We start from the raw sequence: 24,622 nt of genomic DNA, 5'->3' as shown, positions 1-24,622 counted from the left end.
ACCTGGTTCGGTGCCCGGACTTACCTTTGCACCCTCCACTGACAAGATCCCCGCTTGTGCACGCATTCATTGACGAGTCCAAGCGTGACGGCTACATGCTCTGCGCTGTCACCGTCGCCGGCGGAGATGTCGCAGCCTTGCGTAAGCAGGTCGAAGCGCTGCGTCCGCGAGGAAGCGCACGGATTCACATGAAGTCTGTCAGCAAGAAGGAGGCGCCGAAGCTGGTCACCGAGGTAGCGAAGCTCGACGCGGCCAGTCGCCTCTACGTCGTGAAGTCGGGAAAGATGCCCGAACGAAGCGCCCGTGATCTCACTCTCGGGGCCGCCGTTCGGGATTTGGCGACGCTCTCGGTGAGCCGGGTCCTTATCGAATCCTGCAATCAGGATCGGGAGGATAATCGGACCATCCGCGACGCCTTGGGCGCCGATGCGCCGTTCGTCTACCATCATGCTTCCCCGAGCGATCCACTGCTGTGGCTCCCCGATATCCATGCATGGGCCTGGGGCCGCGGTGGCCAGATGAGAGCGAAGATCGCACACCGGATCGAGGTATTCACGCTCTGACAACGAGAAGAACCCCACCCATGGGTGGGGCTCTTCTTGAGCATGATGGGCGCGCAAGGCTGGAAACCGCTAGGTGGAGCTGCCCACAGGGGGTACTTACACTCCGGAGACCTCCTACACGAACCGCTTCCCTCGGCTATTGCCTTGGGCAACCACACGATACCACTATCAACCCCTTACGGATTGGGTCTCGCCTCGACTTGAGATGCGTGCAATTCCCCGGATGAACTGACGTGATGCCCTGACGTGCGGCAGCTCGGACAGGCCCCGCCCATGGCAGGGGCGCGATCCCTCAGTTTTCCGCGTAATAGTTACCAGCAAACTGGGAGTTGTAGTACCAGTCCACCGTCCGACCGCCACTCATGACGATGGACCGCACATTTTCGTCCTGCAAGTTCAACACCTTCATCACGTCACCAACTTTGCTCAAGGCTTCGATCCGATGGAACGCATGACCATGCTGCTCGGCAAACCTGGCAAGCGCCTGAAGCTTTACCAGTGAGTCGTCCAAGTGGTGGCCGTGGGGGTCCACGATCGACGCCTTAGGCTCACCTTCGATCTCATGAAAGAAGATGAAGTCCGGATGCATCGAACGCCAGTTGCCGGTTGTCTCATCGCGATAGGCGATTCCGAGCGAGTCGGCGGTCTGGCGTGGCGGGTTTCGGTACCACGCGAGCGCCCCTGATCGTGCGATCTCGTACTTGACGATCTCGCCTTCCCAGTCATTAAGGTTGGTGATAGGCGCATCTCCGTTCTCATCCGACATCAGGTGCAACTTCACCAATTCGGCTCGGCGCCACTGATCGTCGACCTCCTCGATGTAGTCCTCGATCCGGGTGCGCGGCCGCCCCAGCCGGCTGATCTGAGGGGTCGCAGCGAGCGCGTTGATCTCGCGATACTCCTGTTGGCGATCGTCAGGCAAGTCCTGGATCGCGTCTGCATGCTCCTCGAACAGCCCCTCAGCAAGCTCGTCCGATTTCTTGTCGACCGCTTCCCGGACCTCCGGCACACAAGCGAGTGCTGCAGCCCGCACGAACGCATCGCGTAACACATCGTCGCTGTCGTCTTCACCCGTCAGATGGTCGACATATGTCTGTGCGATATCGGAACCGAACGCCTTGCGTGCGTCCTCGAACGCGACTCGAATGGCTCGTTCGTCGGCTTGCTCGACGATGTCGGTGTATCCGACACCTTTCGTGCCGAACTTCGCCGATATTTCCTGCAGACGCACTGCTAACACTTCAGCGGTGGCTGCTTTCACCCGACTCTTGTACAGCTCGGCCGACTCATCGAGCACCTTGTGGATTTTCCGAGCCATCTCGGCGAGTGCGTCCCGGCGAACACCATCGGTTGACAGGGCAAGAGCGAGCGAGGCAAGACGTTTCACCGGCGAAGTGCCGCGCTGGGGAATCGTCATGGACGGCAGGTTGTCCCACACCGTCCAGACCTCGTCGGGAATCGCTTTGTTGGGCGTCATGACGCACTCTTCGAGGATCATTTTCCGACCTGTCGGGTCGGGTACGCCGTCGATCTGAGCGGTCAGCAACTTCACGACGTCGCCGGCGGTCTTGCGGTCGAAGAAGGGCAGCAGGCAGTCGACGGAGTTGAGTTCGTCGTCGCCCGGGACTCGCCGCGCCAGCGGTGTGCGCACCATCCGGCCGAGGAGTTGCTGGATGTGGTCGTGATCCTTCGCCGGCCGAAACGAGACGAGCACTTCCGCTCGTGGACAGTCCCATCCTGTGGAGATCGCGTCCTTGGCTATAAGCACCCGAACATGGGTGCGGTCTTCGACTACTTGCGGCTCGATCCAGTTGACCTGATGCGCTCCGAAGGTCTGCATGGTGTGTTCGCCCAGCACATGCCGGATGGAGTCCGATCCCAGCTCCGGCATTTCCTCGAAGATGACGTCAAGCGCTTGCCCCAGCTTGTCGTGATCTGGCGTGTTGGGCGCCTGCAGTACCAGTAGTGGATTGACGACGTTCGGCAACCCTTGCGACTCGCAGTACTTCTGCCAGCGTTCGGATGAGCGTTTCAGCTTTTTTGCGGCTCGACGCACCAGAACCATGTCGATGGCCTGCGCTTCGGCCGGGATGTCGATCTTGACGATGTCCTTGACGAGTCCGGACTCTTGCACTTGGAAACCATCGACCTGGACTGGGGGAAGGTATCGGCGGTCTCCGGATACGGCCGCGTCATCCATTGCCTCTTTGAAGTCTCCGATGGTGGCAGAGATTCCCCACACGATCGGGACGGGCGGGTACCCGGCGTGGCCGTTGATGAGGCGCTGGACAATCGTGGACTTGTCTCGGGTCGCCTTCGTGCCGAACCCCCGGTGCGCTTCGTCGACGATCAGGTAAAGCGTGAGATCGGGGTCGTCGATCGTGTTGGCGATGGTTTGCCAGATCGTGTATCCCTGCAGGTCGGGCTGGACAGAAGAGTGCATCCCGTCCAGGACCTCGTCTTCAGTAAGAATCTCGTGCCCGCGAGTGAGAAGCGACGACTTCGAGAGCTTCTGTGTGTTGAGGAAGTACACCTTGCCCGGCTCAAGTTTGGGCTTCGAGAAGGGGGGTTCGATGGTGACAAGGTCTGTCGACACAATCCTGTCGGACGCCTCCATGATGCGGAACCGCGTCTGTTCGTTCAGATTCGGGTCGTCGGAGAACCAGATGACGACGGCGCCGTCATCTGGTTCGAAGTCGAAGTCGTCGTTTCCGTAGAACAGCGACTCAATAACGGCTGAGGCGATGACCGTCTTGCCAGCACCCGTGGTTGCGGACAGCGAAACAGACGTCGGTGTCGTCTCGCGCTCATAGATCGTCTTGGCGCGGTCAAGCGTCACAAGCATGTCTTCGAGGGCGGTGCGTTGATACGGCTTGAGGGTGAACTTCATCGTGCGGCCCTTCCTGCCTCGATCTCGAAGTTACGCAGGTAGGACGAGTACAAGCGGACTGGTTCGACGTGCTCGGGTAACTGTCGCACCATCGCCTCGAACAGTCGGTCCTCGTCGGTGACGATGAACGCGTGGGTCAGACCCTCCTGCGCCTCTACCGTCTTGATAAATGGTTCACTTAGGTCCAGGTTCGCGATAACCCCATACGCGTCAGCCACGTCCCAACCAGTGGAGACGTCGTCGATGCGCCGCCCGCGCGCTCCGGCACGTAACCATAGAAATGGCGCAACCTTGGCGAACTCGCGGTTAGAGGACACGCGCATCGCAGACTCGTAGCTGAGGGTGAAGAACTCGACATTCTCTTCGAATCCGTCCGCCATCGGAAACTCGTCCGTGAACTTGTAATCCCCCTTGATCGGCTCTCCCATCGGGGTCTTGCCTGTAACGGCAGCCTCTATTCTGGGCTTGGTGATGTGGTCGCAGATGCCCCACTGCTCCCACTCAGGGTCGCCGGGGCGCAGCCCTCCCGCACGTAGGCCCTTTTGGTCTTCAGCACTCACTTCGTTGTTCGTGATCACGATTGAGCGACGGTGGCCACCATCTCGCTTATTGAGACGAAATGTTGCGTGCGCTGTCGTGCCAGATCCAGCAAAGAAGTCTAAGATTACGGCTTCTGGCTTGTCGGCAACGTAAATGGAGAGCGAGTCTTCGACCGCGTATAGCGACTTCGGGTACGGAAAGCGGATTCCAGGAAGGAACGAGGCGAGCATTCGACTACCGTGCCAACCGGGATCATGAGCCGGGCTGTTCCACACAGTCTTGGGTTGCACCGCTTCACGTTTAGCACTACCCAGAAGCACTTCACCACTCTCTCCCCTACCGAGAACTTCGATCTCTCCGCTCTCAATCGCCTTGACCCCCCCTTCGTTGATGAAAAGCACCGGTCGAAGCCCCTTCTTTTCATTCATTGGTCCCACACGGAGGTATCCAGCTTCGGCGTTGCGGCGCGCAATCGAGACACCGGTTCTCCAACGGGCTTCGGTACCGTCTTCGCGAAGCGGCCAAACAGCCTCCAAGCCGGCCGGAACTGGAAATTCTCTACGGTCGAATTGAAGTGGCAGTGGATCTCCCACGGATATGATTCGTCGAGTCTCTGGTTCAATGAGGAGGGGGTAAAAAAGGTTTGGCGAGTTTACACGCAATGACCCTTCGCCGTTTCGTCGGAATTGAAACCACATTTGACGTGGCTTTTCAGACTCAACAGATCCAAGAAGATCTCTAGGGGTAAACGAGATCTTCGCGCTGCCGATGAAAACAAAGAACAGGTACTCATCGACGCGAGCAAACGTGCCGTCGCGCGCGACTCCGCGCTGGGAGATAACCGACGTCACCATTTGGATTCTAGCCTCGGGAAACAACTGTTCCAGCAGCAATCCCAGCCGCAGATACTCCTTCTCATCGATTGTGACGATGAGCACCGAGTCGTCGGGGTTGAGTAGTTCCTTCGCAAGGAAGAGGCGACGCTCCATGAACGCAAGCCACTTGGAGTGACGATAGTGATCGTCCGACTCCACGTAGTCGTTGTTGTACTTCCAGTCCTTGGCCCCGGTGTTGTACGGGGGGTCGATGTAGATGGCGTCGACCTTGCCCCGATGCGTGAATAGCAGCGCTTGGAGTGCATGGTAGTTCTCGGAGTTGATGACAGTGTGGAACGGCTTGTCGCCGCCACGCTCGACTTTCCCCGTGGAGACGAGCCCGGGATAGATCGGGTCTCGGAACTCGGCAACCACGACGAGGTCCTCCACAAGCACGGACCACCCCTCGTCGGGATCGTCCACCGCCACAACGTCAGCCCACCGTTGGCCTTCTTCGGTGTAAGTCCTCGCTACACGATAGAGACGCTCGTTCTCCTTCTTCGGCATTTCGCCACGGTCTGGCAGGATGCGTACCTTGTCGTTCTTGCGCACTGGCCGGCCCGGCAATTCCACCGCCTCGGGCGTGTGTCGTTCGAAGTTCAGTCCGAACGGTCGGCGTTCCGCGAGCGCGTCGGTTTCGCGCTGCAGGTCCTTCGCCAGCTGAGGATCCATATTGGCGACGTGGCGGATGAGGTCGTTGAGGCGTGACACGGGTCGATTCTTTCTTACGGAGTCGGTGAGACTGTGGCGACCCCTCGTGCGAAGGTGGCGAGGATGCGCTGATGGGTCTGACGGGGCAAATGGCGGTTCCCCGGTTCACCGAATGGAGTACCTGGGCGTACAGGTGCTTCTTGAAGCAGCCTGTCGAGTCCGGGCCGCGACACCATCAGTAATCCATGTGTAGCGCGTGTGCAGGCCACTGCGAGACGGCCGAACGCCGAGTTGAACTCGTCCAACTCGGAGGCGCCGGTGAGGGGATGGAGGGCGATCGTGATGCCGTTCGTCTGCCCCTGCCACGAGTCGACGGTGGACGCGATCAAGTCGGACTCGATCAGATTGTGTTTGGCCCTGAGTCGGGCGGCAGCGTCGGTGGCGTCGTCAACCGCCTGATTTCGGGTGGCGAGGATAGCGACGAGAGGGTCGTCCGCATCGGCGCCGGGGCGTTCCTCCTTGGTCTTGCCGCTCGGTGTTCCGTCGTCGTTGTAGATCTGGGAGGAAAGAGTGAACCCTGCTGAGAACAGGTCGTCGAGAAGGGTTTCGACGAACTCGATAAGTGGCAGGTCGACGTCGGCAGCTTCGGCGTCCGGCAATCCGTCGACTTCGAGGAGCGTGGGGACGCCGGTAGCGACGGACTCCCACACCGTCTTTGCCAGGCCGGAGAGAGTGCCGAGTCCGATTGATCGGTCACCGGGTGCGGCGACGCAGTTGAGTGACTCCCACTCGGGGTAGAACGCACGCCACAATCCCAGTTGTTCGCCTGTCGGGCGCCAGACCGCCGGCAGTTCGGTGGCCCATGTGTTGGGGTCGTCGTCGTAGGCGGTCGGCCAGGCGCGATAGGGGTTGAAGCCGGGGTCGCCGCGCCATGGGTTTTCGGCAATCTCCAAGGGTGGCAGTTGCCCGACGTCACCGACACCCACGTGGATAGGTGCTGTGTAGGTGATCTTGTCGAACAGGTGGTGCGGCAATTGCCATGCCTCGTCGACGAACAAGACGTCGAATCGGTAATCGTCGTGAAAAGATGTGCCGAAGTGACTTCGGATGTGCTGGCGGGTCATTCCGAGCATGTGTGTTGTGGTCAGCACGACAGGTACGTCTTGGGGAATCGCTTTGACCGAGTCGACGACGGTGGCCGACGTCTTGACCCAGTCCGGCACGTCATTGAAGACGCGCTTGGAGGCCCACAGCCACACACGGTCCTTACCGATGTCGTTTCCGAGGGACGCGGCAAGCGGCCACAGCTGCCGGTTCTGGAAGGCTGTGACGGCGACACGCAGGCACTGCGGTTGATCGATGGCGTCGCGGACCAGACCGCGCAGCAGGAATGATTTGCCGGCCCCGGCGGCAGCTTTCAGCAGGATGCGCTGAATGTCCGAGCTGCCGTTGAGCGCGTCGAGCAGCTGGCCCTTGGCAAAGGTGGCCGCCGCTTCGTTCTGCGCTGCGGCACGCGAGTGGTGGTAGGCATCGGTAGCGACAAGCGACGGGGATGTAAATGTGACAGTCATCAGCTATTCCACGTCGTCCATCGTCAGCTCGTCGGGTGGTTGTGTGGCCGGCCGATCGGCCGGATCGGGCAGGCTCTCGTCAGCGGCGTTGACGTCGAACGCGTCTGAGTCCAGTACGGGCGGCCATACTTGTGGATTGAGCTCTCCGCGGGCACGGCGGTCTGCGAGGATATCTGACCACTCGGCTTCGGCCGCCTCGTGAGGTTTGCAGCACCACTGATGGTTGGCCGGGTCGTCGATGAATGAGTCGGGGGTGCAGGCGGGTTTGGGCGCGGACGACGAGTCGACGCTCGGGCGGGCCATGTTCAACCACACGTCGCTCTTGTTATCGGAGAACCACGAGAAATCTGCGACTATCACCTCGTCGCCGACGGTGAAACCGGGATCGTGGTGTGGTGACCATCTGTATTGGCGAGGGTGTGTCCCGACGGCTGTAAGTTCACCGATGGGCATGTGGGAGAGCTTGAAGCTGCCCTTTTGGACCTGAACGGTGACCTCGTCGGTCTCTACTAGGGCGTAGCCGTTCCAGTGAAGTGCGACGATGCGCGACTCGTCGCCGATGCGGCGGGAGTCGATTTCGAGCGTCAACGGAGCGTCGTTGATCACTCGTGCCAGGGCGAGGTGGCGTGTGCCTGCATCCTGAGCTGCGTCGTAGGCTGCAAGCGGGTTCGTCAAGGCTGTCACTTGGGCCGTGAACTTGTCGTCCGCTTCGAGGATCGGCACCACGTCGTTGCGCCACCAGCGGGATGTGCGATCGAACCGGACAAGGTCGAATGCGTGCAGGTCGAGTCGTCGACGCCAGAGGCGCTGGGCGTCGGCCTCTACGGTGCGCACCGCTGGTTGCAGCTTTGAGAGGTCGAACTCGGTTTGAAGAATCCGGGAGGCCTTGTCGAACACGGTGGTCTTGTATTCGATCTCGGTGCGGATCAAGTCGTGGTAGACGCTCGGCTTGGCCGGTCGCGGAAGCCCGGGCTTGTCACCTGTGAACGCATGGTGAATCGCATTGGACTGGGTCGGGGTTAACTGCGCGCCGACCGAGTGAGCCGACTTCTCGATCAATTCTGCTAGGGCGCGGTGGTCGATCAGAGGTTCGCTCGGGTCTACCCACGGCGCGAGGTAGTCAAGACGAAGAGAGTTGCCGGTTGGACCGCCGGCCGTCACGAGAGAGGCAAGTGCCCTGCGCAAGTCGACAATGGTAGAGCGGGCCCGCATAGTCCGTGCTCGGTCCTGCTCCAACAGGAATGAAACGGCTACGCGGTCCTTCTCTGGAAGGTACGAGGGAATGGCGGCAGGCTCGCCGTTGTAGGTGAGCGCTGGACGCCCCTGCTGTTTGTCGCGCTCCCAGCGCAACCGAGAAAGTTCTTTGCCGGCCACACTGTCAGCGATCGAAACCAGCAGGTCGGCCGTTGTCGAGTCGGGCACAACGAGGTGGACGGGGGCGGGAGCGTCGGCGTTCATCCTGAATTGCTCTGCAATGGCCTTGTTGAGTTCCCTGCCAAGCAGCTTCATGATCGATCGTCGGGTGGCGTCGCTGTCCGGGTTGTCGTACACCGAAACGTGCCATGGCTCGACAGCATTCTTTGTGACGCGCTGGACAGCGATGCCGTACACACCGAGGGTCGCACCGTCCGACTTGACCAGCACCACGTTGACCGTACCGGGCTGCCCGATCGGGTCGAGGCGCCGCTGACCGGATAGCATGCCGTTTCCTGCGAGCGTCGCCTCGATCTGCTGGCGGACCGAGTTCGGGATCTTGCCGACGGGGGTGACGCCATCAATCAGTCCCACGGCCTGTGTTCGGACTTCTGGTTTGACTCCCAGTTCGATCAGTAGGTCGGCCGGGTCGGTCGACTTCTGCAGCTCGGCACGGCAGAACATGAACATGTCGCAGCTAGGACAGGTGTCCGGAGAATAGATGGCCTGTAAGTGTGCAAGATGGGCCGGTAAGTTGGCGCGGGTTTCCGGAGGGAAGGCGGCCGCTTCGGAAGCGCGTTCTCGAACACGCATACGGACCTCTTCACGATGGTCGTTCAGGTTCTCGATTACTGCAGTCGGAGACAGGGAAGAGTTGCGAGGTACGGCGAGGATGCCGAATGTGTGAACGTCCATTCCTGCGGGCAGCTTCGTCCATGCTGCGGCGGACTCGGCACCTAGGGCGACCTGCAGAAATCCTTTGAGGAGACGGCCATCCTCGATTTTGGCGCGCACTCGTTGATAGTCCTTGGCGTCGCCGACGATCAACCATGAACCGTCAGACTTGCCGTCACTGTTTGGAGCCTTGGGCGCAACCACCGCGAAGTCAGGATGCGTGTCCGTAGCGTTCTCGCCTTCGAGCCCGAGAAATGGAACGGCCAATTGGTGGATCAGAGTGGCATGTCCATGCGTGACGGCAGCATTATGCGCCAGCTCTAATGCGGACGCTGTCTTGCTCGTGTCGATGTGGGCGTCGGCTACGACAACGGCCTGCGGCCGTTCCAGGCCCAGGGCGCCGACGGAAACGGTGACCACCTCGGACGCGAAGCGCTTGTCGCGGACGAGCCGTTCGAACATCATCGCGCGCATCCAACGCAGCAACGGGATGGCGCTCTGAGGGCCTTTGGAATGGCCGACCTGTTCTGCGAGCTTACGTCGGGTAACGCCGGTAATCAGGGGGTCGGTGCCACGGAACCGCGCACACGCCGCATGTGAAGAAGCGGCAACCGCGCTGCTTGCGCCGCCCGTCACTTTCGTCGACAAGCATCCTCCGATGTAACTCGTGCAGGACAGCAGTAGAGGCCGCGGCCTAGATCACGACGCTGGCAGGCCGTGAACGCACAGCTGCACTCTGTAGTTCGCTCCATAGATCGATTTCGCTACATGCCATCCGGCACCCACGGAAACCGAAGAACTCGAATGAAGCTGCCAGAGCAAGCACCCAGCTGGCCCGTGCTACCTCAGGAGATAGCCCAGGTCAGCAGGTCGAGCAGACGCACGTCGGTCAGGGTCGCGATCCGGCGGACCTGCTCGCTCTCGGACTGCGCCAGGCGGCGGCGGAACAGTGGGAGGGCACCGCTGTCGAGGTTGGCGCACACGTCGTCGCGGATGGCTGCCCAGAACATCGCACGCCTGCCGCGATGGGGATAGCGGGCCGCGGCGGCACGAGCGTGGAGCCGGTAGAACGCCATGACTTTCGAGTCGAGGATGGGGAACAAGCCGGGGCGTTTGAGGTGGAGCACCTTGCTGATCTCGGCGACCCCCACCTGCCGGGGCGCGGCGGTGCGGAAATGGTCGTAGAGAGCTTCGGCACGGTCGTAAAGTCCACCGCTGATGTTCGGGTCGGCGTCGACCAGCTGTGCCGCGATCGGCACCGCCGCCCACGGGGCGTCGACGGCGCTGCGGATGAACCAGTCGCGGTGGGCGTGGCTGATGCGGGAGCGCACCTTGTGGGTGCGGGCGATCTCGTCGGCGGTGATCACCGCGGCGGGTCCGGGGCCAGGCAGGTCGTAGCGGGCCACGGTCACTGCCGGATAGCCGTGGGCCTTGGCGACCGCAGTGTCGATGTCGATGCTGCGGCCGGCGATCACCAACACGGTGGCCGCGGCCGCGCCGCCGGCGCGGTTCACAGCTTCTGCTGTCCGGCTGGGTCCGGGTCGGTGTCGTCGCCGCTTCCCGGGTCGGTGTGTGGAGTCGCGGCGGACGTGCCTGCGTTCGCCGCAGCGGCGATTTCCGTCGGGTCAGGCCGGCTCGAGGTGCGGATCGTACGAGCGAGTGCCCGTAGCTGCTGGAGCGAGCGGATTCCGTCGGGGACGCTGTGGTCACCGGGCGGCCGTCCCCCTCGGTGGCAGGCGCGGAAATCCTCGGTGCCGGTCTCGTTCATCGCATCTTTGAGGTCTTGTGCTGCGGCGATGTACTCGGCGCGGTCCTGTTCGGTGAGCGAGCCGAGGTACTTCTCCAATGTCTCGATCTGCATCTGGGCGTGCGTGTGCGCTGCCGCATCGGCCTTCGCCTGCGCGGGTGTGCCGCTCCGGTGCGCTTCGGTGGTCGGCGCGTGGGCTGTGACCGATCGTGTGCGGAATCGGCCGCGTAATGCGGTGAACATCGTTCCCCTCGGTACGTGTCGGTGGCCTCTCATCATGCACGCCAGCCGAGACGATTCGACCACGCATCGACTCTGGACGAGTGCGATCCCGCAGGGTCCGACCTCAGGTGGGGTAGACGACACCCCAGGGGTGTCTACGACGTCGCGGCCCTGGTCGGCGATGAGCGAGTGCCTGACCGCAGAGAGCATCCCCGCCGCAAGGGGTACGGCGGGGATGGCCGGATCGAAGTATGACAGGTCGATCCCTTTCGAACCTCGAGGTCCGCAGCTGCGGCAGTCGGCAGGACAGGGAGCCGGATGGGGGTTCACGGGCCGGGCGGGGGCGTGCGCAGGTCCTGGAGTTCGGCGCGCAGTTCGGCAACTCGTTCGCGGGCGGCTTCGGCTTGCGCGTGTGCGGCGGCGGCGTCGGCGCGGGCGGCTTCGGCGCGGTCACGTTCGGCTGCCGCCGCGGTGCGGGCGGCGGTGAGTTCGCCTTCGAGGCGCCGGATGTGTTCGGCTGCGGTGGCCGCCGCGGCGTCTTTCTCGGCGATCGCTCGGGTCAGCCGCTCGCGGTGCTCGTCGAGCTGCCCGGTGAGCAGCTCGATCCGGTGCTCGAGGCCGACGATCTGCTCGCGGTGGGTCGCGGCGGCGAGTTCGAGCTGCTGCTGCCAGCGGTCCTGTGCCGCGGCGTGGTCGGCCCGGGCTGCGGTGAGCTGGGCGAGAGCCTCGGTGGCCTCGGCGTCAGCGGCCGTGGCGGCGGCATCGGCGTCGGCGCGTTCGGTGCGAGCGGTGTCGAGTTCGTCCCGCAGGGCCGCAATCTCGGCGGCGGCGTCGGCCCGGACCTTGTCGGCCTCGGCCTGCACGCGCCGCAGCTGTGCATCGATCGCCGCCGGATCGGCGAGCAGATCGGTCGCGGTGGTGATCGACGACGCGATCGTCGTCAGCGTCTCGAGCATCGCCTGGGTTTCGCGGCGCAGCAGCGGTACCGCGTCGGCGAGGGTGCCGATCGCCGAGGTCGGATCGGTCGGCAGTGCATCCTGGTGTTGCTGGGCGCGGGCCTTGTCTTTCTGGCGCTGCCGCCAGGCCCGTACCCGGTCGGCGTCGGTGGCGTATTCGCGGCGCCGTCCCCCTCTGGCTTCCTCGGCCATGACCTCGCCCTCCCGACCCGATGACGTTCGTATCCGGCATCGTAACAATATTCGTAACGTACGTATCATGATACGTACGTTACGAATGGTAGGGATCGGCGCTATGCCATCGAGGGGCGCGGTAGCGGGCGTGGTCAACCCCGGATCGTTCGAGGTGGCATGAGGGGGGTACTTCCGCTCTCGATGTCTGTTTCTTGCGGAAACGATGTGGCAGGCCGATGCTTCCCGAAGTCCGCCTCTCGCGTCCCTCCATCGACCTGCCGCCCTGACTATAAACGCCCTAGTCGAACACATGTGCGAAAATGTGTGGTGTGGTGTCCTACGAGCGCCCGCCGAAGTTCTGCCCGAACGGGCACCGGCTGGGACCGCACCGGGTGGTCGTGGGCTGGACACCGTGCACCTGCACAACGGCCCTGCGCCCCTCCGGGGCCACCGGACACCGCACCTATCTGTGTCTCGTCTGCGAGGCGGAGATCGCCATTCCGCGCCATACGGGACCGCCGTTCACCGGGGGTGCAATGGCCACCGAGACAGACACAGGAGCAACCAAGGCCCGACTCGGAAGGTGAGCGAGCCGGCCGGATCGCAGACGGGGCGACCCGCCGGGATCCAGAAAATTAGCTTCGCTGAATTTTGGTGTGAACTGGGAAACGACACGCCCCTCTTCTGTCGTGTCGATCGGAGACAGCACCCTGAAGCCCGGCGATCAGGTGACGGTCAGCGCACGCGGCACGTTCGTGTTCACCGTCAACGACATCGATGAGGACACCGGCACGGCGATGATCGAGGTCAACGCCGACAGCCCGCTCACGTATCCGTGGCCGGCGCGCGTAAGCGATCTGTACCCGTCGAGGACTGACTGGCGAGAGTCCTTCCTCCTGCCGGTCGCTCTCGCTCCACCTGTTTGGTACCGATCCGTGCTTCCGCTACGGTGACCGCTGCAATCACCCGAGTTCCCCGACAGGTGAGTGATTCCCTGACGGGTCGAAGGATGGTCCCCGGCGCCCCCGCCGGGGACCATCGCCTTTTCCGCTGATGGGCTGCGCGTGCAGCGAACGGCACCATGGCTACCCTCGGCGCGTGGAAGAAGGGACGCGAGCCATCGGCGATGCCGCCGATGCGATGACCGACGAGGAACTCGAGACCGCGATTGCAGCTCTACACGCCCGTGAGCGGGAACTCCTCGTCGCCGGCGACAGCGAAGCGGCGTTCGATCTGATGGGCACGAAGTTCGTGTTGTTGTCCACGCTGGAAGGTCGGCGAGGGTAGCCGACTGGCGCACGATTTCTGTTTTTCCATTATTTCCGTCTGTCGCGGTATTCGCACACCGGTCTGTGGAGGCAGATTCGTACAGCACTCATTGAGAGAGGTCGGGTCCGGCTTCTCGGGTCGGTCCGGTGTCAGGGGGAGCAGCGGACGTCGAGGGGTTCTCACCTCGGTTCTTGCTGTTGAGCATCTGCTCGACCGAGCGGGGATGGCCGAGGAGAGCGGTGGCGATGTCGGCGGCCACCGACGCCGGAGCATTAGAGGCAGGATCTTCCTTGGCCGAGGTCGCGGTGGGGTCGGCAAGACTGCTCAGCCAGTTCCGCGCTCGATCGAGGCAGAGATCCTTGTTCTCGGTGTAGGTCGGTGGCCACTCGATTCCGCTGTCGATGCGGGCGCGGATGTCGGCGGCTCGCACGAGTTGTTCTGCGACCAGGGCGGCGACGAATTCGTAGTCTTTCTCGCGTCCGGCGATCGTTTTCGACACGCACAGATCCACTGGGTCCAGGCACAATCCGGTTCGGCCGTAGAGGGTGGAGGTGTCGTCGTCGACGATGAAGTGGACGAGGCGGTGTTCCCAGTGTCGGGGCAGGACTACGACGTCTTTGTGGATGCCTTCGACGTAGAAACCGAAGGACATGTGGAAAGGCGAGCCCTCGCCGAGTCGGGCATCGAGGAGCAGCAGCTTGTCTTCGACGGCAGGTGGATCGGTGATCCCACTCAGGGGCAGGATGTCGACTTCTCGCGAGAGGAAGGCGGCCGGAGGCAGGGCGGTGGTGTCGAAGCTGCCGAGGATCGATTGGGAACCGAGCACGATCACGCGAGGTTCGTCGAGGTTGGCGCACGCGGCCTTGATCGCCCGTCCGAGTTCGTCCCGGTTCACCGCTGCGCAGTAGCTTTGAGTCTGGTGCTGAATTCGGTGAGGACGCGGCGACGTTCGTCATCGCTGAGCAGAACCGACAGGGGGGACAGGTTGCGCATTTCCCGGCTGGTGTCGTCGTCCGTCTCGACGATCCGGCGGATGTCATCGATGTCGTTGGTGCGGACGATCATGTCCCATCGGTCCAGGTAGCGCTCCATCAGTGGGCTCCGGTTCACCTGACGGCGGATCGTTTGCAGGCTGCGGCGCACCGGTTCGGTGTCGACCGACAGACCGGTGGTGATGATCTTGTCGAGCACGGCGGACTGCACGAGCTGCTGACGCACGGTCTTCGGTGTGACCACGCTCATCTGTCCACCTCCTCGGCTCGAACCATCTGCGCCCTCTGCACGGATCGCTCTCATGATAGTGCGTGTATGCAGCAGTTTCACCCTGTTGTTGCTCGCTGCAACACTTCCGGGTGGTGCTCGGTGATGCACGGCGGGCCAGCGATGACGGTCCGCTTTCCTCTGCAGAACCCTGACCGGCAGGCGCGGGGGTGTGGATGCACCATGGCGTAGGTGCGAGTGTCGGTGGCGATGCTGCGGCACCACCATCGCCAGTTACGTATCCGTCTAAAAGTCGAGGTCGAGGGTGGGTCGGCTGCGGGGCGGGTCCACGGGTGGAGTCACAGGACCCGGCGTGGAGGTATTGGCGGTGAAGTCGTGAACAGAGCGTGGGTGCGCGGACATGGCGGCGGTGATAGCGCGCAGATCAACACCGTGGTCGATGACCGGACCGGCGGGAACAGGATCGACCACCTCGGTGATCGCCATGTCCAGCACGTCGCGCATCAGGCCGGTGTCGCCGTTCTGCATGTACTCGAAACGTCCCCAGACGAACTGCTCACGCAGGTCCCCGACCAGGGGGTTCTGCTTCAGCTCGGTCTTGCTGACGGCTTGGAAGCGATCGGTGTCGAGCCTGTAACCGGCCTCGACGGACAGTTGCCGGAAAAAGGCGAATTGAGTACGGGTGTTGCCCTCACGAAATGGATGGACGAAGAACCGAGAACGATTCGAATGAGGTTTCACGTGCCGTGGGAATGTCAGTTTTCCGGTGGATCCGATAGCGACAGTCCCGTGTCGTCACTCATCGAGGTAGGTGTCTCCGTTGGTCTCGGTGTCGAGGCAGCCGAGGATGCTGTCGTCGACCGCGGCGGCGAGGGTGGCGTCGTATTCGTACTGGTCGATGCGTCCGAGGGCGTCTTCGATGTGCTCGGCGGTGACGGTGATGCCGATGCGGGGGCGGGCGTCGATCAGCAGGTTCAGGAACGGAGCGTGGTCGAGGTGGGGGGTGGTGCGGATGAGGCGGCGCAGTGCTGCGGCGCCGGCAGCGACGGCGGCGACTTCGGTCGCAGCAGTGCCGGTGGTGCCAAAGGTGTGTTCGTAGTGCGGATCGCAGGTGACTGTCCAGATGTGCATGTCGTGGTCTCTCCTCGCCGGATGGTGAAGGGCAGCGCTGGTGCTGGGTGTCAGTGTGTCCGGCGCCAGTGAGCGACTCGGAGCGAAAATAGGTGAGTGGCCCGGTTCTGTGGAGAACCGGGCCACCTGGGGACAACTACTCAGCTGTGCCCGTGCAGAGCGAGGGCTTTCTCGTTGGCGGGGAGCAGCACGGACCGGGCGACTTGGATGATGCGGGCCAGTTCCGCGACGAACGCGGTGTGTCCGGCCTTGTCGAAGAAGCGGAAGATCAAGGGTCCGGCTTCCACATCGACCCAGTGCACGTGGCGGCGACGCTCGGGGGAGAACGCACCGCCGGGGACGACGCTGGTCTGGGGAGCCTGTGACCAGTTCACCGTGACCAGGTGCTCGTCGGAGGCGAACCGGTCGGGGCTGAGCAGGAAGTGTTCGGGCAGCGCCATCAGATAGCCGCCGCTGCGCGGACGGCGCAGCGCGGCGGTCAGGGCGCGGGCCACGGCCGGGTCGGTGAAGACCATGCGCACGGCCCCGAAGGTGACGAACACTGCGGCGGCCGCGGTCAGCGCGCTGGTCACATCCACGCGAACCTGCTGGTGTTCTCCGGCGATCATGATGGTGCTCCGGGTGGTGAGGGGAGGAAAGATCGGCGATTGCGGCGACGTCATAGGTGCGCTCCCGTGCTCGAAGTGAGAACCGCCCGCCCCGGGGCCGGCTGTTCTTTGTGCCCTGCTGGCAAGGAGATGACGACCGGCATCAGGGCCGCGGGAGTGCAATCCCTGGGACGGAAAGTTTCTCGAGGAGCGCAGCGGGGGAGAAAGTTTCCGGGCCGTCAGGCCGCGCAGCGCCCAGGGGTTGCGCGGAGCGGACCGCCGGTCACAATCGGATGGCCAGCAGGACACAACAACAGGAAGTTCTTGTCGGTGCGGCGCGCCAGCGACGCTCCTTCGGGTGGACACCGAAGGTGGCCCCTCGCACCTTTGAACCGCTCCCGTCGGCAGTCCGGATAGGCTTCAGAACCAGGCCCGTACCGGGGTGAATACCTGCGCCCCCGGTCCGGACCTTCCCCATGTCGGACCCCGGAATGCCGATCACCGCTGGGCCGGGCGCGCCGCACGGGTCCCTCGTGCGACGAGGCGAGGCGCCTGATTCGGGTCGGGTGCCGCACCAACGAGTCCTGACCGAGCATGCGGAGATGCGGATGTACGGAAATGCGGACTTGCGCTGAACGGACGATCCGGCAGGTCACCGCACGGCCGAGGCTCCCCGTGTGAGGAGTGGAGATGGTCGTCGAGTCGAGAAAGGTCGTTCGGTGCACGCTCGTCCATCCGCTGTCGTGGACGCGACCGACCGTGAACACCTGTCGGTGGACACCGACCGCTCCGTCGGACGAGACAGGATCGGGAGCAGGTGCGTGACGGGTGCATGCGCGAGCATTAGGGGTGGTGGGAACCTCGTGTGCGGACCGGTGATCTCGACACGCTCCGTCGGGGTGCGCTCGGCGATGATGAGCTCGGACAGAACATGCGGACTCTCCTCGCTCTGGACCGCTGCGCTGTTCGAGTCCGAGCGCCTCGCCGCTCGCGCTATCGTGCATCCCTCACGCGGCCGAACCGTCCCTCGCTCACAGGCCCCTGCCCATGCCGGGGTCGAGTCCTCTACCCCGGCATGGGCAGCGGCACACTGCTCGTCGTCGGGCGGAATGTCACTCGAGGGCTCGAATGCCACTGGTGAGCTCTGGCGTTGCGAATCATCGGCCCCACGACCCCGCGGTCGCGCGGCGGGAGGGGGGGGGTGGGGTGCGGTGCGATACTGGCTCGGTGCCGGCCGTACAGATCGTTCTCAATGTCTTGACGCTGATCGCGGCGGGAACCAGCGCTTTTCTGGTGTGGCGGGCCACTACCCGCGCCACGGAGCAGCGCGAAGTACAGGCGCGGCGGGAAGAGTGGTGGCGTCGGTTCCAGTACGCCACCGAGTTGGCGCTCGACGTCGACAGTGCGCACCGGTCGAATGTGGGTGTCCAGCTGGTCCGGGCGATGATCACCAGTTCTCTGGCAGGCCGGGATGAACTCCTCGCCGCCGACACCGTGCTTGATGAGGTGCTTGCTCTGGGCGATACTGGCAGCAACGACACGGAGGACCATGATGGCGACCACAACAGCACCGAGAGCGACTGACGCGCAGATCAACGCTGCTCGGGGCAAGCTCGCCATCGACAAAAAACTCGGGCGCAAATCCTCTGCTCGTGTCAAGACACTTGCGGCGCAGAAGACGAACAGCGAAAAGAGCGACGCCCGCGCGAGCTGACGAGGCGGCTGCTGCCCGGTCGGCGATGCCGACCTGAGCTGCTGCTACAACAATGGCGGTGCCGTGTCCTCGAGTCGAGGGCGGGGCGTGCTGGCCCGATAGGTCGGTTCGAAGGGCGACGCTCCAGCGCTACCGCGGATACGATGACCCGTGCCCGACCCCGGCAAGCTTCGGGATGATGCTGCGCAGCTCGTCGAAGACCGCACCTTGCGGTCGCTGAGAACGCCATCCCCCTCCCGCGAACTCGACGAGACCACGGACCTTGACGTCGAGAGCGGAACTGCTCACTCGTCTCGCCCGGTCACCGCGAGACGTTTTCGAGCACGCCGAACCGCAACCCCACCCGACTACCGAGGTCGACGACATCGGCACCGCAGGAGGCCGGCAGACCCCCATCCTGCACGAGCGCAGCGTCACTGCCGAGTTCCACCGATCGGTGTGCTCGGGCCGGACCTCGAGGTAGCACGACAGCAGCAGCCGCCCCGTCCTGGTATACGAGCGGTCCGGATCGCGGGATCCTGCGTGTTCGCACTTTCCGCCCCGTCGAGGGGTAGCGGGCTCTCGCGTTCCTCACGCGTTCGGATGACACGACCGAAGACGACGGCAACGAGCACCGACAGCACCAGCCACCCGACGATCAGCCAGAACACCCAGTTCACATCGTGGATAACGACCCCAGCAACCCTTTTGTTACCGGTCGGTAGGAAACTCACCCGCAGTTTCACCCGGTGCAGTCGACGACAAGCGCCGCCGCCGAGCTGCGCTAGTAAACCAGCAGCACCGCGCCCGCCGACCCCAGGCCCGGCCGCGGCGGTCGGAAGCGGTACCCGTTCGCCGGCCCCAGCAGGGGCAGGATGTCGAACCGCACGCCGATATCGCCGTGGCCCCTTCGAGACGGTGGTGACGTGAGCACACCACGCTCGCCGGGCAGGCGAGTTCTCTCTGATCGGGTCGAGCGAGGACCCGCGGGGGCCCTCACCGTCGGGGGCCCGGCATCCAGTCGGCGGTGGGACCTGCTCGGCTGCCGCCATCATCGCTCGGTATCCGACGAACCAGGTCGCCGCTGACCCGGTACCGCGATCCTCTGTCCGAGCGCGATCCTCATCGGACATCGCAGGGCAGGGGAAGACACATCGGCCCATGCCACGCCGAGGACTCGGGTGATAACGAACCGAGCACTGCGATATCGGTCAGGTGTCGAAAGCGACACGACGGGTATCCCTGCATCAGCATCCGACACCGGCTGCACCACCCGATCCCCAACTGCTTCAGGAGGACTGCATATCCTTCTCGGCTCTCTCGCTCTGCCCCTCGGTGGCCTGCTCGCGGCACTGGGCATCGTGCTCTGACCCCACCTTCGACCGCATCCGTACTCCGCGTCCGCCCCTGTCGAGGGGGCGGACGCGGTCACCTTTTTCGCCGTGATGCCTGCGCAGGCCGCAGGGCGTAGTTCGAGGAGTTGTCATGGTCCCGCGTCGCCGTCTCCCTTCCCCGGAGCACCCGGCTCCGGCGCTGACCAGGAGCGATCTCGAAGCAGTACTCGAGTCGTTGACCGGGCGCACCCCGACCGAGGCCGATCTCGCGGCGGTGTGGGGGTGTTTGTTCGGCACTGCCCCGCCCGGGGACAAGTCCTCGTGAGGGGGACGCCACCGGTGACACTGTTCGGCCGGTGTGGTGATCGGTGATCCTGCCTTCGGCCGCGCCCCTCGCGACCTTCTCGGTGAGGGCACGGTCAGCGGCGGCGTGACCGTGGGGGCAGCCGTCAGGGCTTGTCGGTCGGTGGGTGCGGGCGAGGTCGGGGCACATATCGGCGGGCGTCGAGGAAACGACCGGCCTCATAGATCGGGGGTGGTACGCGCGACGACGGATGGGGTGCGTCGGCGTCGAAGTTGTTCTCGGGTTCGGAGAAGGTGATCGTCTCGGCTACCGGCGCCTGGGGACGATCGGGTGCAGACGGGGCGGAGACCAACGCCACCAGCGGCACGGCCAACGCGATCGCGCCGAACACGAAGGCGGGCAGCAGCATCGAGATCACGGTCCACCCGTGCGGTATCGGAGCGTCCGGATCGAGTGTCACACTCGCCCCGGCCATGCCGATCAGATGGACCGTCGCCACCGCCGCACCCAGAATCATCGCGGGTCCGAAGGGGCGACGATGCGGACTGATCCGGATCAGCCAGAGCGCTACCGTGGCGGCGACGATGCAGGCGAGCAGCGAAGCGGTGACGACGGCCGGGGTGTGGGTCAGCGCGCCTTGGACATCGACCGCGGCCATGCCGATGTAGTGCATGGCACCGACGGCCCCGCCCAGCACGAGACCCCCGGACACCGACCTGGCCAGCAGGGGCCCTCGGCGATGCTCCGTGGGCCGGGTCGTGGCCAACCACAGTCCGGCACCTGCTGCGGTCACGGCGATCACCGCTGAGAGCAGCACCGGTGCCGGTCGGTAGCGGATCAGGGTGCCCGGCACGGTGAAACCGAGCATCGCGATGAAATGGGTGAGCCAGATACCGACACCGCCGACGGCGGCGGCCGCCATGACCCGCCAGGCCCACCGGGGGATGCTTCCGGACGGGCGGGCGGTGCGCACGGTGCACAGCACTCCGACGTAGCAGCCGACCAGGGAGGTGAGATAGGCCAGAGCCAGCACCCACCCACTCGAACCGGTGTGGTGCAGTACGTTGGGCATGCGTTCCTCACAATTGACGTGCTCGACGGGGTGCGGTCCGGGCAGCGCCGAACCTCGAAGCAGGCTGCATCGAGATCGTGTGAGCAGTGCAAACTCTACTGAATGTACGCTTTCGACCGGTCGCCGTCACAACAACGAGCGCCACCGCCACGTACCGGGCAACCGCCGACCCCGGCCCCGTGGGCGGGCACGCCGGGCGAGCGCACACCGTGATAGTCCACCGACGTGGCACATCCGGGACGCGGGCGTCTCTTCCCCAGACGACCCACGCCCCGGACATCGTCTCTGTCTACCCAACCACCGGGGCGCGCCTTGGGCGTATCGGCAACAGGGCGACCGGCGTTCGTCTCGCTGTGCGGACCGGTTGCAGGGTCGATGCTCGAGGCGAGACAGACGATCTGTGCCGCGATGATGCCCTCGGGGCGTCGATGGCCACCTCCGATGCGCGGACTGCGCTGAGGAAAAACAATGCTGGTGGTGTGTCGGCGGTGTCGTCGTCGGAGGCGATTCGACTTCCCACCGCCGCGACACCACGTGAGGGGTGCAAGATTCGCTCCCGACGCGCCCTGCACGCGGGCCGTAGAGTGAGCAACGAGGATGCGGCGCAGTGTCGTTGTATCTCGCCGACCGTCCCTGCCTCTCGCCGCCACCTCGGGCCGGGGCGGTTGTCGGCGGTGCAGATCGACCGCGGTGATCGCGTCGAGTCCCGCCACCGCCGGGACACTGCCCGCGTACACACCACCGATCACGCACGTGGAGCACCGATCCGACCGGCAAACCTCGCCGAGGTCGTGCGTTTTCAATGGATCACCCGCGGTGGGCATCATAGGGACGTCGGCTTCTTGCTCTGCCACGGATCCTGGGTACCGATATCGGGGACGAGCGCGACTCGCACCGAACTCGAACACCTGCTGCCACCACTGCGTCGACGAAGCGAACCATCGTCCGCTTGCCTAGAGCATTAGGACCCGAATGTAACGAACCGAAACCGATCCGAGATGTCAGGGACGGTTTCGTGTTCCCCCTTTTCCGGTTCGAATGCGGCGGTCCTGCGCCGCTATCGGGACGCGGCCGATCGGCGGGACGGTAATGAGAAAGGTGAGCGATGAAGGTGGATCGGCCGGTGTTCTCGCATGTCGGCGCCGCTGTCGGCATCCTTCTTCCGCGCACGCACACCTACTGGTTCACGGCCCGTCCCGCCCCTCGCACACCGGCAGTCGTGGCGGTGTTGCGATCCCGGTCTTCGACGATCAGCGCTGCGCTCTGGTGGGATGCGGTGCCGGACAGTGATGTCGACCACTGCGGCGTCCCGACGGTCTCTGCCGCCGGCTGCGTTGTCGGCCCGTCCTCACCGGTCCGTGGGACCGAGCGGCAGCACTGTCGTGTGGCGCCGCGGACCGGACGTCGAGGGGCACGACGAAGTCGGTCCAGGACCGATGTCGTGAAGCTCGCCCCTGCGAGGTCGAGTGAGACCACCGCGGTATCGCGCTGTAGGCCCGATCAGTACTCGAGTGCTCGAGCGTTCGTCCCGATCGCACGACACCCTGGAAGCGGAGGAACTGTTGTTCACCCTCGTCGAGACCGTCCAGCTGTGCCGCGAAGCCGGACTGGCTCATCCTCAGATCATCGGTGAGCGAATACATCGAGCCTGCAACGGAATCTCTCGCTGGATCCAGTGCACCATCGAGGCGGCGATCCGAAGTACCGAACCGGTCGTCGACGCTCACGGGCGACCGAGCAGCGAGCTGACCGAGACGCTCGTCCCAGCACTGGCCGGTGCGCTCGACGCCTCGTCCGTACCGCGATTGCGCTCACATGTGCTCGCGTGCGCACCGGCTCGGGTTCTGACTCGGGCGATCGCTGCCGAACTGCTGCCTGTCGAGGTCTCGGCACTCGAAGTCTTCGACACTGCGAGCCGACTCGAGCTACTCACACCTCTCGACGACGACATCACCTCGACCCCGACATGGCATTTCCCCGAGGTGGTGCGCCACGCTCTGCTCCACATCGCTCGCCGAGAGGACAGCGCTCGTGTCGAGTCCGCCTTGATGGCCTTGTCCCGACGCGCCGGTCAAGACGACGATCACGTCCTGGCGGCACGATATGCCGCCGACGCCGGGAACTGGCCTGTAGCGCTGGATATCTTGGAGCAACACTGGGTCGTCATGGTGACCCGTCACCTGTCGCAGTTACGGGAGTTGCTCGACGAAGTACCCGACGATCGTCTGCAGCAGCGACCGAGCGTCAAAGCGGGAAAATCTGTCTTCGTCGGCATGCTCGCACACGCCCCGGCCCTGGGCCCCGCCCTGCCCGACTCCGACACCGATCTGCTCGCGCTCGCGGCGGATCCGGCAGTAGCCACGGTGATCCACGTCGCCACCGTGCAGGCCATCGGGCTCCGGGTGGCGGGGCGCTATGTCGACGCGGCGACCATGACCCGCCGCGTCGACGCGCTGGCCTGTGCGGCGGTGGATCGACAACCGGGCCTCGTCCACGGACAACTACCGATCCTGCGTCTGCAGTGGGCTCTGACTTTCCAACTCGCCGGGGCCGATGTCGACGCCGGCGCCCAGTTCATGCAGGCCTACCGGGGCGCAGTAGCCGGCGACATCGATTTCGTGGCCCGCAACTGCGCCGGCAATCTGGCACTGCTGTGGGCCCTGTCGGGACACATTCCCCGCGCCCGGATGTGGCTGGCTCGCGAAATGGACTTCGGTGACGGCGGCGCAGTTCTGGCTCCGATGGTGCGGGTCGGTGGTGCGGTCGCGACCGCCCTGACATCGATGGACCAACTCGACGCCGACGCCGCCCGCGCGAGCCTGCAGGCGCTCGGAGAACCGACCCACCGCGAAGAATTGTGGGCGTACATCGCGTACGCGCACGCCCAGTACGCCCTGCTGAGCGGCACCGCACATTCCGGTCTGGCGCTGGTGCAGCGACTGGCGGCCGAACGTGCGCCGCAGTGCTCGCCGAGCTCGCGCGCCCGGGTGCTGATCGCGGCAGCGCGGATCGATCTGTATCTGGCTCTCGATCAGGCGAACCTCGCAGCTGCCTGTGTCGCCGAGATCGCGCTCGACCATCCCCTGCTGATCACCGCTGCTGCACGGGTGGCGCTGCACACTGGGGATCCCGACCGGGCATTGGCGATCGTCGCGCAGTCCTCTTCGCCGGAGGCGGGGGCACCGCGCGTGCACATCGAAACGTTGCTCGTCCAAGCTGCCGCGCAGCGGGCGCTGGGGGCATCGGAGACTGCCGTGCAGTGTTGGCGCACCGCGTGCGAGCTGGCCGAGCAGTCCGAGTGCTACCGGCCCTTCACCACCCTCGCCGCCGCCGTCCGTGATGGTCTGGCGAGGGAGTCGGGCACGGCACCTGCGCGCGCCGTGGAGATCTCGGTATTTCCCGAGGCAATGACGTTCGTGGAGTTGACGACCCGTGAACGTCAAATTCTGGTAAGTCTGAATGCCGGTTTGTCACAGCAGCAGATCGCGATCGAGCAGTTCGTCTCGCCCAATACCGTCAAGACCCAGGTGCGCAGTCTCTACCGCAAACTCGGTGCCCACTCGAAGTCCGAAGCCCTTGCCGCCGCACGGACTCTGCGACTTCTCGACCCGCCTACCGAAGGCACAGAGCCCTCCCCCGCCCCGCCCTGTCGACCAGCATGAAAGCGCACTGTCATGATCTCGTTCTTCTCGTCGGTCCGGTGGTCGGCGGCCATCGCCTGTCTCGTTCTGGGG

General features: G+C 64.3%; 20 protein-coding genes. 7 read left to right on the top strand and 13 right to left on the bottom strand.

From position 1 onward, the window contains the following. The first annotated feature begins 56 nt into the window (after positions 1-56). Positions 57-563 (top strand): hypothetical protein, encoded by a 507-nt coding sequence (locus IM25_RS23675; protein WP_052040183.1) that lies wholly within the window; start codon positions 57-59, stop codon positions 561-563. A 292-nt stretch (positions 564-855) separates the two neighbouring features. Here the strand turns inward: IM25_RS23675 and IM25_RS23670 are convergent, their stop codons facing one another. From IM25_RS23670 to IM25_RS23640, 7 genes are all read right to left on the bottom strand, one after another. Continuing rightward, positions 856-3,453, bottom strand: a complete 2,598-nt coding sequence (locus IM25_RS23670) for a DEAD/DEAH box helicase (protein WP_033098612.1) — start codon at positions 3,451-3,453, stop codon at positions 856-858. After that, complete coding sequence (locus tag IM25_RS23665) at positions 3,450-5,579, bottom strand: site-specific DNA-methyltransferase (protein WP_033098613.1); 2,130 nt, start codon at positions 5,577-5,579, stop codon at positions 3,450-3,452. The genes IM25_RS23670 and IM25_RS23665 overlap by 4 nt, the downstream gene beginning before the upstream one ends. Positions 5,580-5,593: 14 nt before the next feature. Then, positions 5,594-7,090 (bottom strand): hypothetical protein, encoded by a 1,497-nt coding sequence (locus IM25_RS23660; RefSeq protein ID WP_033098614.1) that lies wholly within the window; start codon positions 7,088-7,090, stop codon positions 5,594-5,596. Positions 7,091-7,093: 3 nt separating this feature from the next. Continuing rightward, on the bottom strand, positions 7,094-9,826 hold the full coding sequence (locus IM25_RS23655) for a hypothetical protein (protein ID WP_033098615.1): 2,733 nt from the start codon (positions 9,824-9,826) through the stop codon (positions 7,094-7,096). A 197-nt stretch (positions 9,827-10,023) separates the two neighbouring features. Continuing rightward, entirely contained in the window at positions 10,024-10,692 is a 669-nt protein-coding gene (locus tag IM25_RS23650; protein ID WP_065996593.1) for a DUF6308 family protein, read from the bottom strand. Continuing rightward, a complete protein-coding gene (locus IM25_RS23645; RefSeq protein WP_065996592.1) occupies positions 10,689-11,168 on the bottom strand; it encodes a hypothetical protein in 480 nt (159 codons plus the stop codon). The genes IM25_RS23650 and IM25_RS23645 overlap by 4 nt, the downstream gene beginning before the upstream one ends. Before the next feature lie 305 nt (positions 11,169-11,473). Continuing rightward, positions 11,474-12,295, bottom strand: a complete 822-nt coding sequence (locus IM25_RS23640; protein WP_033098868.1) for a hypothetical protein — start codon at positions 12,293-12,295, stop codon at positions 11,474-11,476. 671 nt (positions 12,296-12,966) lie between these two features. On the opposite strand from IM25_RS23640, the gene IM25_RS25750 reads away from it, so the two are divergent. Together IM25_RS25750 and IM25_RS23630 are read left to right on the top strand one after the other, a co-directional pair. Then, complete coding sequence (locus IM25_RS25750) at positions 12,967-13,230, top strand: hypothetical protein (RefSeq protein WP_033098869.1); 264 nt, start codon at positions 12,967-12,969, stop codon at positions 13,228-13,230. Positions 13,231-13,375: 145 nt separating this feature from the next. After that, positions 13,376-13,564 (top strand): hypothetical protein, encoded by a 189-nt coding sequence (locus IM25_RS23630; protein WP_033098870.1) that lies wholly within the window; start codon positions 13,376-13,378, stop codon positions 13,562-13,564. An 88-nt stretch (positions 13,565-13,652) separates the two neighbouring features. Here the strand turns inward: IM25_RS23630 and IM25_RS23625 are convergent, their stop codons facing one another. The 5 genes from IM25_RS23625 to IM25_RS23605 form a co-directional block, all read right to left on the bottom strand. Continuing rightward, the gene (locus tag IM25_RS23625; protein ID WP_065996591.1) at positions 13,653-14,441 is read right to left on the bottom strand and encodes a hypothetical protein; all 789 of its coding nucleotides are present in this window, start codon (positions 14,439-14,441) and stop codon (positions 13,653-13,655) included. Then, the gene (locus IM25_RS23620) at positions 14,438-14,788 is read right to left on the bottom strand and encodes a hypothetical protein (RefSeq protein ID WP_065996590.1); all 351 of its coding nucleotides are present in this window, start codon (positions 14,786-14,788) and stop codon (positions 14,438-14,440) included. Before IM25_RS23620 ends, IM25_RS23625 begins: the two co-directional genes overlap by 4 nt. A gap of 264 nt (positions 14,789-15,052) precedes the next feature. Beyond that, on the bottom strand, positions 15,053-15,508 hold the full coding sequence (locus tag IM25_RS23615) for a hypothetical protein (RefSeq protein ID WP_232333509.1): 456 nt from the start codon (positions 15,506-15,508) through the stop codon (positions 15,053-15,055). A gap of 54 nt (positions 15,509-15,562) precedes the next feature. Beyond that, positions 15,563-15,898: a hypothetical protein gene (locus IM25_RS23610; RefSeq protein WP_052040221.1), complete on the bottom strand. Its 336-nt coding sequence runs from the start codon at positions 15,896-15,898 to the stop codon at positions 15,563-15,565. Between the two features lie 140 nt (positions 15,899-16,038). After that, a complete protein-coding gene (locus IM25_RS23605) occupies positions 16,039-16,560 on the bottom strand; it encodes a hypothetical protein (RefSeq protein WP_033098801.1) in 522 nt (173 codons plus the stop codon). A gap of 1,152 nt (positions 16,561-17,712) precedes the next feature. On the opposite strand from IM25_RS23605, the gene IM25_RS23600 reads away from it, so the two are divergent. The 3 genes from IM25_RS23600 (at position 17,713) to IM25_RS26235 (ending at position 19,837) form a co-directional block, all read left to right on the top strand. Continuing rightward, a complete protein-coding gene (locus tag IM25_RS23600; protein ID WP_157127015.1) occupies positions 17,713-18,069 on the top strand; it encodes a hypothetical protein in 357 nt (118 codons plus the stop codon). Further along, the gene (locus IM25_RS26240) at positions 18,035-18,199 is read left to right on the top strand and encodes a hypothetical protein (protein WP_157127014.1); all 165 of its coding nucleotides are present in this window, start codon (positions 18,035-18,037) and stop codon (positions 18,197-18,199) included. The genes IM25_RS23600 and IM25_RS26240 overlap by 35 nt, the downstream gene beginning before the upstream one ends. 1,464 nt (positions 18,200-19,663) lie before the next feature. Beyond that, positions 19,664-19,837: a hypothetical protein gene (locus tag IM25_RS26235; protein ID WP_157127013.1), complete on the top strand. Its 174-nt coding sequence runs from the start codon at positions 19,664-19,666 to the stop codon at positions 19,835-19,837. Between the two features lie 124 nt (positions 19,838-19,961). On the opposite strand, the gene IM25_RS23595 is transcribed toward IM25_RS26235, so the two are convergent. Further along, entirely contained in the window at positions 19,962-20,888 is a 927-nt protein-coding gene (locus IM25_RS23595) for an MHYT domain-containing protein (protein ID WP_052040218.1), read from the bottom strand. 1,511 nt (positions 20,889-22,399) lie between these two features. On the opposite strand from IM25_RS23595, the gene IM25_RS23590 reads away from it, so the two are divergent. Next, positions 22,400-24,550 carry a helix-turn-helix transcriptional regulator gene (locus IM25_RS23590; RefSeq protein WP_052040216.1) on the top strand — a complete coding sequence of 717 codons (2,151 nt, stop codon included), beginning with the start codon at positions 22,400-22,402 and terminating at the stop codon, positions 24,548-24,550. Positions 24,551-24,622: the final 72 nt, after the last annotated feature.

The organism is Rhodococcus sp. p52 (genome assembly GCF_000763325.2).
Taxonomy (GTDB): Bacteria; Actinomycetota; Actinomycetes; order Mycobacteriales; family Mycobacteriaceae; genus Rhodococcus; species Rhodococcus pyridinivorans.
Note: the sequence above shows the minus strand (reverse complement) of the source record. Positions and strands in the feature narration are given on the sequence as shown.

Coding starts and splice junctions, on each gene's coding strand:
- IM25_RS23670 (WP_033098612.1), bottom strand. CDS start 3,453: ATGAAGTTCACCCTCAAGCCGTATCAACGCACCGCCCTCGAAGACATG.
- IM25_RS23660 (WP_033098614.1), bottom strand. CDS start 7,090: ATGACTGTCACATTTACATCCCCGTCGCTTGTCGCTACCGATGCCTAC.
- IM25_RS23645 (WP_065996592.1), bottom strand. CDS start 11,168: ATGTTCACCGCATTACGCGGCCGATTCCGCACACGATCGGTCACAGCC.
- IM25_RS23640 (WP_033098868.1), bottom strand. CDS start 12,295: ATGGCCGAGGAAGCCAGAGGGGGACGGCGCCGCGAATACGCCACCGAC.
- IM25_RS23620 (WP_065996590.1), bottom strand. CDS start 14,788: ATGAGCGTGGTCACACCGAAGACCGTGCGTCAGCAGCTCGTGCAGTCC.
- IM25_RS23610 (WP_052040221.1), bottom strand. CDS start 15,898: ATGCACATCTGGACAGTCACCTGCGATCCGCACTACGAACACACCTTT.
- IM25_RS23605 (WP_033098801.1), bottom strand. CDS start 16,560: ATGACGTCGCCGCAATCGCCGATCTTTCCTCCCCTCACCACCCGGAGC.
- IM25_RS26240 (WP_157127014.1), top strand. CDS start 18,035: ATGATGGCGACCACAACAGCACCGAGAGCGACTGACGCGCAGATCAAC.
- IM25_RS26235 (WP_157127013.1), top strand. CDS start 19,664: ATGGTCCCGCGTCGCCGTCTCCCTTCCCCGGAGCACCCGGCTCCGGCG.
- IM25_RS23595 (WP_052040218.1), bottom strand. CDS start 20,888: ATGCCCAACGTACTGCACCACACCGGTTCGAGTGGGTGGGTGCTGGCT.